Source organism: Methylocystis sp. H62, from assembly GCF_015709515.1.
Lineage (GTDB): Bacteria > Pseudomonadota > Alphaproteobacteria > Rhizobiales > Beijerinckiaceae > Methylocystis.
This window is the reverse complement of sequence record NZ_JADNQZ010000048.1, coordinates 52,330-64,054: the sequence shown is the minus strand read 5'-3', so window position 1 is coordinate 64,054 and position 11,725 is coordinate 52,330. Positions and strand designations below refer to the sequence as shown.

9 protein-coding genes are annotated in these 11,725 nt (G+C 65.0%); all 9 read right to left on the bottom strand.

Annotated features, from left to right (window positions below):
* Positions 1–9: 9 nt before the first annotated feature.
* The 9 genes from puhB to bchF are packed head-to-tail and all read right to left on the bottom strand — an operon-like array spanning position 10 to position 11,488.
* Positions 10–678 carry a photosynthetic complex putative assembly protein PuhB gene (puhB, locus tag IYY11_RS23280; protein WP_196403195.1) on the bottom strand — a complete coding sequence of 223 codons (669 nt, stop codon included), beginning with the start codon at positions 676–678 and terminating at the stop codon, positions 10–12.
* Positions 675–1,442: a photosynthetic reaction center subunit H gene (puhA, locus tag IYY11_RS06985; protein WP_196403194.1), complete on the bottom strand. Its 768-nt coding sequence runs from the start codon at positions 1,440–1,442 to the stop codon at positions 675–677. The genes puhB and puhA overlap by 4 nt, the downstream gene beginning before the upstream one ends.
* Entirely contained in the window at positions 1,439–2,881 is a 1,443-nt protein-coding gene (locus IYY11_RS06980; RefSeq protein WP_196403193.1) for an MFS transporter, read from the bottom strand. The genes puhA and IYY11_RS06980 overlap by 4 nt, the downstream gene beginning before the upstream one ends.
* Complete coding sequence (gene bchM, locus IYY11_RS06975; protein ID WP_196403192.1) at positions 2,878–3,579, bottom strand: magnesium protoporphyrin IX methyltransferase; 702 nt, start codon at positions 3,577–3,579, stop codon at positions 2,878–2,880. Before bchM ends, IYY11_RS06980 begins: the two co-directional genes overlap by 4 nt.
* Positions 3,579–4,460 (bottom strand): ferredoxin:protochlorophyllide reductase (ATP-dependent) iron-sulfur ATP-binding protein, encoded by an 882-nt coding sequence (gene bchL / locus IYY11_RS06970; protein WP_196403191.1) that lies wholly within the window; start codon positions 4,458–4,460, stop codon positions 3,579–3,581. Before bchL ends, bchM begins: the two co-directional genes overlap by 1 nt.
* On the bottom strand, positions 4,457–8,191 hold the full coding sequence (locus IYY11_RS06965; RefSeq protein ID WP_196403190.1) for a magnesium chelatase subunit H: 3,735 nt from the start codon (positions 8,189–8,191) through the stop codon (positions 4,457–4,459). The genes bchL and IYY11_RS06965 overlap by 4 nt, the downstream gene beginning before the upstream one ends.
* Positions 8,163–9,692: a ferredoxin:protochlorophyllide reductase (ATP-dependent) subunit B gene (gene bchB / locus IYY11_RS06960; RefSeq protein ID WP_196403189.1), complete on the bottom strand. Its 1,530-nt coding sequence runs from the start codon at positions 9,690–9,692 to the stop codon at positions 8,163–8,165. The genes IYY11_RS06965 and bchB overlap by 29 nt, the downstream gene beginning before the upstream one ends.
* Before the next feature lie 3 nt (positions 9,693–9,695).
* Positions 9,696–10,985, bottom strand: coding sequence for a ferredoxin:protochlorophyllide reductase (ATP-dependent) subunit N (locus IYY11_RS06955; RefSeq protein WP_196403188.1), 1,290 nt, complete (start codon positions 10,983–10,985; stop codon positions 9,696–9,698).
* Complete coding sequence (gene bchF, locus IYY11_RS06950; protein ID WP_196403187.1) at positions 10,982–11,488, bottom strand: 2-vinyl bacteriochlorophyllide hydratase; 507 nt, start codon at positions 11,486–11,488, stop codon at positions 10,982–10,984. Before bchF ends, IYY11_RS06955 begins: the two co-directional genes overlap by 4 nt.
* Positions 11,489–11,725: the final 237 nt, after the last annotated feature.

The following is an 11,725-nucleotide window of genomic DNA, read 5'->3' as shown; positions in this document are numbered from 1 at the left end:
TCCCATCCGTCACGCTGCGACTGCATCGCCCGCCGGCATGCTTGTTTTTTGCGACGAAGCGGATGCGACCGTGTCGTCTTCGCCAATCACGAACATGTCGCCACGTTCGGCCGCGGCCGCGACAAGCGCGCGCCCCAAGATGTCGCCGACATGTCTTGCATCGGCGAGGCCGCGCAGCGCGGGCTCTGGATGCGCGAAGCGGAACGGCCGCGCGAAGGGCCAAAGATGCAGGTAGCCGATTCGCTTGTCGGGTGAGAGCGTCAGCATGACATCGCCCGAACCGTCGCTTTCGACGCGCAAGCCGGCGGCTCTAATCTGCGAGAACGGCAGATTGTAAAAGACCTGTAAGGCCACCCCGATCTTCATCACAACGCGGCGCGAGGTGATAATGAAGAGCGCCGTGCGGGCCGAGGCCCAGGCGAGCAAGGCGAGCAGCGCCAGCGCGCCAAGACCGATCGCCAGAGTGCGAGCGCCCGCCAGCGCGGCTGACCCCGCCCCAGATTGAACCGCGGCGTCGAAGACGTTCCACGCGGTCAGCGCCGCAAAGTAGCCGGCGACAACGTCGCCTCGGTAGGCGCGGCGGAAGAGACTCGTCCACTGAGGACGGCCGTGCCACAAGATGCGCTCTCCTTGTGGAACGTCTTCCGGCAAGAGCTTCTCGAGATTGATGGCCTTCACAGCAGCGGCTCCACTCTTGCGGGCGTCGCGTAGAGCGTGCCCGCGCCATAATAGGCGGCGATCTTTTCTTCCTCGAGCAGCGTCACCTGATCGGGATTGCGTGTCCTTGGAACGTTGGCGAACTGATCGGCAAGGATCGCGTCGACATGGATCTGTCGCCTCGCGCCATCGACCTTGGCGAAGGGCACGGGCAGAAGAACGTCGCCTCGACCCTCGCTCAGCGTGACTTCATAGAAGCGCAGAAAGTCTTCCGCGCGATCAACCCAAGCGTCCTTGATGACGCCAGCGACGCGTCGATCCGCGGCGACGACCTCCATGCCAATGGGATTGGGATTTTCGCTCGACACCGCAAAATTTGTGGCGACGCGCAACGGCGCGATGAGATGGCGGCCGTCGTGCATTTTCTCCGGCACATCGACGCGCAGCGCATAGGCGCCGGGACCAACCTCGGCGAGCATGGGATCGCCGTTCGGCGTCAGCGGCGCGCCAGGCCAGACCGCCACTTTCGTGGCGTTCGGCGTTCGTGGATCGGGTTTAAAACTCGGCGCTTGAATTTTAGCGCCGTCGCCGCGCAGGAAGGTCTTGGGCGTTGGGATCATTAGGAACCCGCGATCCCTCTGCGGACCAACTTCGGATTCCAGAGGATAGCCTTCGCGGCGATCTTCGCGGCGCAGATAGAAAACGAGGCCGGCGAAAAAGATAAAGAAGGCATAGAGGACGACCTGGGCGACATCGATATTGCTGGTGATGGCTCCGCGTATCATTGCATCACTCCGGAGTTGAAACTTGACGAGGGAACGAGATCGAAGTCCGTCGGCGCTTCGCCGTCCTGTTTCGTAAAGCGGACCAAAGGTCCGATCGCGACGACCGTCGCGAGCAGCAGGAGGATTTCGATGGCGTAGACGATGGCGTAGCCGCTGGCGGGGCTCACAAGCGCCTCGCCCAGCGCGCCGCTGGCGGCAAGCATCGAGCCTGCGTCATTGATCACGCCGCTCGCCGCTATGGAGAGACCGGCCGCGGTCGCCTGCGCGGCGCCCCATGCGCCGAGCGCAAGCCCGCGATCTTCCGGCCGCGCCGTCTGCATGGAGGCGGTGAGCGTGCCATGCGCAAAAAGGCCGCCGCCGAGCCCGATCAGCGTGACGCCGATGCTGAACAGCGTCGAGGAATCCGCCGGCGCCGCGAAGATCACCGCGAAGAAGGCGATGACGCCGACGACCGCGCCAACACCGGCGACGCGATGGGGGTCGGCACCGCGCGTCAGCCAGCGCGCCGCGATGGCGAGTCCCACGCCGCTGCCGAGCGCCAGCATCGCGGTGAGCGCCGTCGTTGCGCTGACAGGCAAGTGCAGCACGCGTCCGCCATAGGGCTCGAGCAAGATGTCCTGCATGCTAAAGCCGGCAGCGCCGAGCGCCGTGGCGAATAAGCGTCGGCGCGCCCGGCCGGTGCTCGCGAAACGCTTCCAGGCTTCCGAGAAGTCGACGTTCTGCACGGGCGGGAGCGCGCCGCGCGCTTCCTGTTTCCAGAGCGCCACGCAATTCAAGACCATCGTCACGACGGCGGCGCCCTGCACGACTTGAATGAGGCGGATGGCGCTGAAATTGGCGAGCAGCGCGCCGAAGGCGAGCGCGCTTACCCCCATGCCGACGAGCAGCATGGCGCAAAGCAGCGCGACAACGCGCGGCCGCGTATGCGCCGGCGCGAGATCGGTGGCGAGCGCGAGTCCAACGGTCTGCACGGTGTGCAATCCCGCGCCGACGAGAAGAAACGCCAGCGCCGCGGCCGCTTGTCCGATGATGATCGGTCCCGTCGTATCGCCGGAGAGGATCAGCAGCGAAAACGGCATGATCGCCAAGCCGCCGAACTGCAGCATGGTGCCGAACCAGATGTAAGGAACGCGCCGCCAGCCGAGCACCGAGCGATGCGTGTCGGAGCGAAAGCCGATGAGCGCGCGCAATGGCGCAAAGAGCAGCGGCAGCGACAGCATCAGCGCGACAAGCCAGGAGGGCACGCCAAGTTCGACGATCATCACGCGGTTCAGCGTGCCGATGAGCAGCACCGCCGCCATGCCCACCGTCACCTGGAACAGCGAGAGCCGCAGCAGACGCGGCATCGGCAGTTCGGCGGAGCCTGCGTCGGCAAAGGGCAGAATCTGCGGACCGATCCGCATCAGGCCTTTGACCAGAACGGCGCTGGCGCGATTCATGAGCGTCGCGCCTCCACAGCCTGCGAGATGTAAAAGCCGCTCACGACCTTCCCGGTTTGCGCGACGCGCCAATCGCCGAGCGCGCTCTGCGCCGCCATGTGGCGTTCGAGTGAAGAAAGCGAGATCGGCGCAATGGCCGGGGATCGATTGCCGCGCGGGAACAGCTGTCCGAGGGCGTGCATCGCCGCAAGAGCCGCCGTGCGCGGCGCGATGGTGAAGATCAGCCTGCCGTCGACGCGCGGCGCCAAAGCGGCGAGCGTTCGCGCGATATCGGCGCCCTCGTAATGGATCAGACTGTCCATGGCGACGACATGATCGAAACGCCCAAAGGCCGGATTCAGCATGTCGCCGACGGCGAAGGTCACGCGGCCCGCGCCGAAATCGCGCGGCGCGCGCTCCTGCGCCAGACCGATCAGCGTCGGCGAAAGATCGACCGCGATGACCTCGGCGCCGCGACGCGCCGCCTCAATCGCCAAAGCGCCCGTGCCGCAACCGGCGTCGAGCAAGCGCTGGCCACGAAGGTCCTGCGGCAGCCAGGACAACAGCCGGTTGCGCATGGCCTCACGGCCGGCGCGCACCGTGGCGCGAATCCGATTCACCGGCGCGTCGGAGGTCAGGCGCTTCCACGCCTCGACGGCGGTCCGGTCGAAATAGGCCTCGAGTTCGCCGCGTCTGGCGACATAGCTTGGCGTCGTCATCAGTCGAACCCCAAAAATTCGAAGAGATCGCGATCCTTCATGGGCGCAGCGTCGAGCGGCGCGTAGCCGTTCCAAAGCTCATCCGCGAGGCGTAGATATTCGTTCTGCACCGCCTCAAGCTCGGGCGACGGCTCCATCTCGAAGAGCGTCGATTTCTTGAGGCGGCTGCGGCGAATGACGTCGAGATCCGGGAAATGCGCGACGCGCCTGAGGCCGACCGCGTCATTGTAGCGGTCGATCTCATTGGTCGCGACGCTGCGATTGGCGATGACGCCGCCGAGCCGCACCTCGTAATTCTTGGACTTCGCGCGGATCGCGGCGACGATGCGGTTCATCGCGAAGATTGAATCGAAGTCGTTGGCCGTGACGATCAGCGCCCGGCCGGCATGCTGCAGCGGCGAGGCGAAGCCGCCGCAGACGACGTCGCCGAGCACGTCGAAGATCACGACGTCGGTATCTTCGAGGAGATGATGCTCCTTGAGGAGCTTTACGGTCTGGCCGACGACATAACCGCCGCAGCCCGTGCCGGCCGGCGGTCCGCCGGCCTCGACGCACATCACCCCATTGTAGCCCTCGACGACAAAGTCTTCGACGCGCAATTCCTCGGAATGGAACTTCACGGATTCGAGCGCGTCGATCACTGTCGGCGCGAGGCGCTTGGTCAGCGTGAAGGTCGAATCATGCTTGGGATCGCAGCCGATCTGCAGCACCCGCTTGCCAAGTTTTGAAAATGCGACGGAGAGATTCGACGAGGTCGTGCTTTTGCCGATCCCGCCTTTGCCATAGATGGCGAAGACCTTCGCGGCGCCGATGCTGATCGCCGGATCCAGTTCGACCTGAAAGGAGTCGGTTTCGACCGGCTTGCGGATCGGAATGTTCATGCCGCGATCTCCTCGACGACGCCTTCGAGCCGGTCTTCGAGCTCTTCGCTGGCCTGCTGCAGCGCCGCCAGCGTTTCTTCGTTCGGCGTCCAGTATCGACGCTGATGCGCCTCAATGAGACGGTTGGCGATTCGCGCGGAGGCGATGGGATTGAGCTGCGCCAGGCGCCGACGCATCTCTGCGTCGAGCACGTAGGTTTCCGTGAGGCGCTGATAGACCCATGGCTCGACCTGTCCCGTCGTCGCCGACCAGCCGAGCGTATTCGTCACATGCGACTCGATGTGACGCACGCCTTCGTAGCCGTGCTTGAGCATGCTCTCATACCATTTGGGGTTGAGCGTGCGCGTGCGCGTCTCCAGCGAGACCTGCTCATTGAGCGTGCGCACCACGCCGTTGCCTCTGGTCTGGTCGCTAATATAGACGGGCGCGGCGACGCCCTTGGCGCGCTTCACCGAACGGCTGACGCCGCCAAGCGTGTCGAAGTAATGATCGATCGTGGTGACGCCGAGTTCGACCGAGTCGAGGTTCTGGTAAGCGAAGTCGACGCTGCAAAGGACGCTCTGCAACACCTCGTTGCGTCGCGTCGGCTGGCCGGAAACGCCATAGGCGAAACCCTTACGCCGCATATAGGCCTCGGCGAGCTGATCCTCGTCGTCCCAGCAGCCGCCGTCGATCATGGTGTTAATGTTGGCGCCATAGGCGCCGTCAGCGTTGCCGAAAACGCGGAGCGCCGCGGTTTCCATATCGCCGCCAAACTGGCCTATGTAGGCGAGCGCGTGTTTGCGAATGAAATTCTGTTCCACAGGCTCGTCGGCGGACGCCGCCAGCAAGCACGCCTGCGCCAGCAGTTTGATCTGCAGCGGCAGGAGATCGCGGAAGATCCCCGAGAGCGAAATCATCACGTCGATGCGCGGCCGGCCGAGTTTTTCCAGCGATAGAAGGGTCGCGCCGGCAAGCCGGCCGTAGCCATCGAATCGCGGCTCCGCGCCGATCAGCGCCAGCGCCTGGGCGATCGGCCCGCCTTCCGTCTTGAGATTGTCGGTGCCCCAGAGAACAAGCGCGATCGTTTCCGGGAGGTCGCCACCGTCGCTCATGTGGCGCCCGATGAGCCGCGCCGCCTGCCGCGCGCCGTCCCGCACGGCGAAGACGCTCGGGATGTGGAACGGATCGAAGCCGTGCAGATTGCGTCCCGTCGGCAGCACGTCGGCCGTGCGCAAGACGTCGCCGCCTGGCACAGGCCGCACAAAGCGACCGTCGAGCGCATGGATCAGCGCCTTAAGTTCGTGATCCTGCGCGAGCGCGGCGTCGGCGCGCGCAAGCATGCGCAGCGTCTCGGCCGCCGCCTCATTGTCGGAGAGGCTTTCGGGCGAAGCGCCTTGCGTCAGCGCCTCGATTATCTCACGCTCGATCTGCGCGCCCGACGCCTCGGACATCGCCAGCAGCATGTCGATGCGCGCGTCCAGCGCCATGGGTTCGCCCACCACATGCAGGCCGTGCGGGATGAGCGTGTATTCGAGTTCGAGAACGGCTCTCGCGAGTTTCGCAATCTGCTGTTCCGCCCCGCCGCGCCATGCCGGCGCCGCCGCACAAAGGTCGAGCGCCGCCGCCTGGGTTTGGATGAGCTCGGCGAGTTCATTGCGCTCGCCCGTTTCGGAGGGGCTGACGCCGCGCCAGCGAGCGATCGAAGACTTCAACTCGTTCAGTCCGCGATAAAGCCCGGCGTTGGCGACGGGCGGCGTCAGATAGCTGACGAGCGTCGCGCCGGACCGGCGCTTGGCCAGCACGCCTTCGGACGGATTGTTGGAGGCGTAGAGATAGAAGTTCGGCAGATCGCCGATGAGCCGGTCGGGCCAACAGTCAGCGGAGAGGCCGGTCTGCTTGCCGGGCATGAATTCGAGCGCGCCATGCGTGCCGAAATGCAGCACGGCGTCGGCGCCGAAATCCTCGCGCACCCAGCGATAGAAGGCCGAGAAGGCGTGCGTCGGCGCAAAACCTTTCTCGAACAGCAGCCGCATCGGATCGCCCTCATAGCCGAAGGCGGGCTGGACGCCGACGAAGGCATTGCCGAAGCGCGCGCCGTAGATATGAATTGAGCCGCCGTCGCTCTGATGGCGCCCAGGCGCCGGACCCCACTGCGATTCGATGTCGCCGAGCCACGTTTCGCGGCGCACATGGTCGTCGGCGACGACACGCGCGTGGACATTGGCCTGGGCGCCAAAACGCGCGGCGTTGCCTTCGATAACGGCTGTGCGCAGCGCCTCGAGCGTCGCCGGCGGCTCAATCGCATAGCCGCTGCGCTTCATTTCATGCAGCAGGAGATGAAGCGACTCAAAGACGGAAAGAAAGGCGGCGCTTCCAACCGCGCCGGCGTTCGGCGGAAAATTGAAGAGCACAATCGCGATTTTTCGCGCCGCTCTCTCGGAGCGTCGCAGAACGGCGAGCTTTTCGACTCGCGCGGCGAGCATCTCCGCGCGCTCGACGCAGACCTGCATGTCCCGCGCGCCGTCGCTTGCCGGGAAGACGCAGTTGCGAACGCAGGCGGCGCATGATCCGGCCTCCTGCGGACGTCCGCCAAAAATCATCGGACCTGTCGAGCCATCGAGCTCCGGAATGGAGACCATGATGGTGGATTCGACCGGGAGCAGGCCGCGATCCGAGCCGCGCCATTCGGCCAGAGTCTGAAACTCAACCGGATGCGCCGCAATGTAGGGAACGTCGAGTTTGGCGAGAATTTCCTCGGCCGCTTTCGCGTCATTGTAGGCGGGGCCGCCGACGAGCGAAAATCCGACGAGCGAGACGAGCGCATCGATGATAGGCCTGCCGTCGCGCAAGAAGAAGTTCTCGATCGCCGGCCGCGCGTCGAGTCCGGTGGCATACGCCGGAATGACCTTGAGTCCGCGCGCCTCCATCGCCGCGATAACGCCGTCATAGTGGCGCGCGTTGTCTGCGAGCACATAGGAACGCAGCACCAAGAGGCCGATCGTCGCCTTGGCGTCGCCGGCGGGCTCGGGCAATTGATCGAGCCTTTCGCTCACCCTGCCCGGCAAGAGCGGGTGATAGAGGCCGACCTCCGGATATTCGATCGGCGCGTGGGGATTCAGCGCGCCGCGCAACATGCGCCGCGGACCGTCAGCGTAACGATCGATGAGCAAGCGGACCATATTGGCGATGTTCTCGTCAGAGCCCGCGAGCCAATATTGCAGCGTCAGGAAATAAGCGCGCACATCCTGCGCCGTTCCTGGTATGAAACGCAGGATCTTGGGCAGACGCCGAAGCATTTTCATTTGCTTGGCGCCGGCGGCCTCGGACTTGCCCTTCTTTCCGCGCAAGCGTTTCAGAAGCGACATGAAACCGGAGGTCGGCGCGCTCATGTCGAAGCGTCCCATGCGGGTCAGCTTCGCGACCTCGCTCGCCGACATGATGCTGATCATGGCGTCGCAATGATCGCGGCGCGCCGCAAGGGCGGCGAGCAGAGGCGTGAAATGCTCTTCCAGGAAGAGCATGGCGTTGACAATAATGTCCGCCTCAGCGATCTCCGTGAGACAGGCGTCGAGCGCCTTCGGGCCGGCGGCGAATTCCGACGCTGCGTGGACGCTGAGCGTAAGACCGGGAATTTCGCGCGAAAGCGCACGGCGGGCGCGATCAGTCGCGGCCGCCACATGCGTGTCCATCGTCACAATGACGACTTTCACGGGCGTCGCCTCAGCGTGCGAAATGCGCTTTTGCGTCATAGAGCGTCTCGACGGTGATAGTCGAAAGGCCGCGCTCGGCGGCGAATTTCTCGGTGTTCCGGCGCGCTTTGCCGCGCACGAAGAAGGGGATCTTCTTGAGCTCCTTCTCGGCGTCGTCGGCCCAGGCGAGGATGATGTCGCTCACGACCGCCGCCGCGGACGGCTGCCGGTGTGGCTGCTTCTCGCCAAGATGCGAGGGCGCGGCGGCGTCATGGAACTCGGCGTCGTCGCGGAACATCGTCAGAAGATGCTCCTCAAGGCCCATCATCAGCGGATGCACCCATGAATCGAAGATCACATTCGCGCCTTCGAAGCCCATGTGCGGCGAGTAGCGGGCAGGGAAATCCTGCACATGCACGGGCGCCGAGATCACCGCGCAGGGAAGACCGAGCCGCTTGGCGATATGACGCTCCATCTGCGTTCCGAGCACGAGTTCGGGCTGCAGTTCGGCGACTTTCGCTTCGACGTCGAGATAGTCGTCGGTGACGAGCGCCTCGACCCCGTAGCGCGCGGCGGCCTCGCGAACGTCGCGCGCAAATTCGCGCGCATAGGTTCCAAGGCCGACGACCTCGAAGCCGAGCTCATCTTGCGCGATGCGCGCGGCGGCGATGGCGTGCGTCGCGTCGCCGAAGATGAAGACGCGCTTACCGGTGAGGTAGGTCGAATCGACCGAGCGCGAATACCAAGGCAGACGAGAGTCATTCGTCTCCAACGCCGACGCGGGATCGACCTCGGCCATCCGGGCGACTTCAGCGATGAAGTCGCGCGTCGCGCCGACGCCGATCGGAATGCTGCGGGTGAAGGGCTGGCCATGCGCGCGCTCCAGCCATTGCGCGGCGGCGAGCCCGATTTCCGGATAAAGGAGCACATTGAAATCGGCGTCGCCGAGGCGCGTCAGATCCTTCGGACTTGCGCCAAGCGGCGCGATGACATTGACGTCGACGCCGAGCGCAGCGAGCAGTTTTGCGATCTCGCGCACGTCATCGCGGCAACGAAAGCCCAGCGCCGTGGGCCCAAGAATATTGCAGCTCTTGCAATCGCGTAATGGCCTGTCGCGGCGCGCGCCGGCAAGGCTGCGCACGAGACGATAAAACGTCTCCGACGCGCCCCAGTTCTCCTTTTTCTGATAGGCGGGCAGTTCGAGCGGAATGACGGGACACGGCAGGTCGAGCGCCTTGGCGAGACCGCCGGGGTCGTCCTGCAGCAGCTCCGCCGTGCAGGACGCCCCGACGATCATCGCCTGGGGGGAGAAACGCTCATAGGCCTCGCGCGCCGCGCTCTTGAACAGTTCCGCCGTGTCGGCGCCGAGGTCGCGCGCCTGGAACGTCGTATAGGTCACGGGAGGGCGCGTATCGCGCCGTTCGATCATCGTGAAAAGAAGATCGGCATAGGTGTCGCCCTGCGGCGCATGCAGCACGTAATGCAAGCCGCGCATGGCGGCGGCGACGCGCATGGCGCCGACATGCGGCGGTCCTTCATAGGTCCAGAGCGTCAGCTGCATGGCCTAGACCTCGAGCCGGGCGCGGCGGTTGAGCGGCCGCGCGAAAAGTTCGGCGAGATCGCCGGCCTGGTCGTAACCCTGAATGGGCGAGAACAGCAGTTCGATCGACCATTTCGTCGCGAAGCCTTCCGCCTCCAGAGGATTGGCGAGGCCAAGCCCGCAGACGACAAGGTCTGGACGTGCGGCGCGACAGCGATCGAGCTGCTTTTCAACGTGCTGGCCTTCGACGATCGGCGCGTCCTTCGGCAGCAGATCGAGCTCGGCGGCCATGTGACGGCGATGCAGATAGGGCGTGCCGATCTCGACGATCCGCATCGCCATTTCGCGCGCGAGAAAGCGCGCAAGCGACGGCTCGAGCTGCGAGTCCGGAAAGAGGAAAACCCGCTTGCCGGCGAGCGCGTCGCGATAATGGGCGAGAGCCTGCTCCGCGCGCGCGCGCGCCGGCGACGTTACTGCGTCGAAACGCGCCTCGGAAACGCCGAAGGCTTTCGCTGCGGCGCGCAGCCACAGCGTCGTGCCTTCAGCGCCGAGCGGAAACGGCGCCTCGATCCAGTGGGCGCCCCGCTCCTGCAGCGCATGCGCCGTATCGGCGAGGAAAGGTTGGGCGAGAAGAAACGACGTGCTGGGGCCGACCGGCGGCAGGTCAGCGGCGCGGCGCATGGGGAGGAAGCGAACAGGCGCGACGCCCAGCACGTCGAAGAGGCGGGCGAACTGGTCCTCGACGATATCGGCCAGCGCGCCGACGACCAGCAGCGAAGGTGAAGCATTTTCCGGCGCGGGCGGAAGCATGGGCACGAGAGCGGCGAGACAGGCGTCTTCGCCCTGCGTAAACGTCGTCTCAATGCCGCTGCCCGAATAGCTCAGAATGCGCACGCGCGGCGCGTGCTGTCTCGACTGGCGCGCGGCCGCCCGCGAAAGATCGATCTTGATCACTTCCGATGGGCAGGAGCCGACAAGAAACAGAAGCTTGATCTCTGGGCGTCGCGCCAGCAGCCGATCGACGACGGCGTCGAGTTCATCGTCAATGTCGGCGACGCCGGCGAGATCACGGTCTTCGAGAATGGCGGTGGCGAAGCGCGGCTCGGCGAAGATCATCACGCCCGCCGCCGACTGGATGAGATGCGCGCAGGTGCGCGAGCCGACGACGAGAAAGAACGCGTCCTGAATCTTGCGGTGCAGCCAGACGATGCCGGTCAATCCGCAGAATACTTCGCGCTGGCCGCGCTCCTGGATGACGGGCGCGGCGTCGCAGGCGCCGTTGGCGAGTCCCGAAAGGGGCGCGAGCGCATTCATAGCGCACATTCCATGTCGGCTTCTTTCCGCGCGGGCTCCTGCAGGCGCGCGGCGCGCAGCTTGAGCAGGAACTGCGTGGCGTTGACGACGTAGGCGGCGTAGGCGGCGAGCGCGAGGAACATCAGCCCGCGCGCATCGAGCCAGCCACAGGCGAGCGCGGCGAGATAGGCCGTGTGCAGCGCCAGCACCAGCATGCTGAACACGTCTTCCCAGAAAAACGCCGGCGCGAAGAGATAGCGGCCGAAGACCTCTTTCTCCCAGATGGAGCCGGTGATCATGATGGCGTAGAGCGCCAGCGTCTTGACGACGACCGACGCCGTCGCGGCGGCTTCGCCTTCTCCGGTCGCGAGATAGCGCAGCACGAGAATCAGGCTGACGAGAAAGACGAAGAACTGCGCGGGCGCGAGCACGCCCTGGACGAGGGTCCAAACCGACGCGTCGCGGCGGCGGCGCTCCTCGGCCGTATACAGCGGTCTGGCAATTTGAGGCCGGTGATCGCTCATGCCCGCTTCCTCGCGCCGCATTGTTTTTGCGAGTGATTAGCCCCGTTTGCGCGCGGTGCGCTTCACCCTTGGAGGAAGCTTAAGGCCGTTTGCCGGAAAGTGTCAACTAAAATTGACGTTATGTTTACATGACAAAACCGCTGTCCTGGTTTATGGTCCTTACAAGTAGGCGCCGGCGGGCGTCCCAGTTGGACTCGGAAAAATTTTTATCGACGCGCGACGATTGCGACGCGTCCC

What these genes read in the sequence shown, in the direction of transcription:
- puhA (WP_196403194.1), bottom strand. Translation starts at nt 1,442, where the DNA reads ATGATACGCGGAGCCATCACCAGCAATATCGATGTCGCCCAGGTCGTC.
- IYY11_RS06980 (WP_196403193.1), bottom strand. Translation starts at nt 2,881, where the DNA reads ATGAATCGCGCCAGCGCCGTTCTGGTCAAAGGCCTGATGCGGATCGGT.
- bchM (WP_196403192.1), bottom strand. Translation starts at nt 3,579, where the DNA reads ATGACGACGCCAAGCTATGTCGCCAGACGCGGCGAACTCGAGGCCTAT.
- bchL (WP_196403191.1), bottom strand. Translation starts at nt 4,460, where the DNA reads ATGAACATTCCGATCCGCAAGCCGGTCGAAACCGACTCCTTTCAGGTC.
- IYY11_RS06965 (WP_196403190.1), bottom strand. Translation starts at nt 8,191, where the DNA reads ATGACGCAAAAGCGCATTTCGCACGCTGAGGCGACGCCCGTGAAAGTC.
- bchB (WP_196403189.1), bottom strand. Translation starts at nt 9,692, where the DNA reads ATGCAGCTGACGCTCTGGACCTATGAAGGACCGCCGCATGTCGGCGCC.
- IYY11_RS06955 (WP_196403188.1), bottom strand. Translation starts at nt 10,985, where the DNA reads ATGAATGCGCTCGCGCCCCTTTCGGGACTCGCCAACGGCGCCTGCGAC.
- bchF (WP_196403187.1), bottom strand. Translation starts at nt 11,488, where the DNA reads ATGAGCGATCACCGGCCTCAAATTGCCAGACCGCTGTATACGGCCGAG.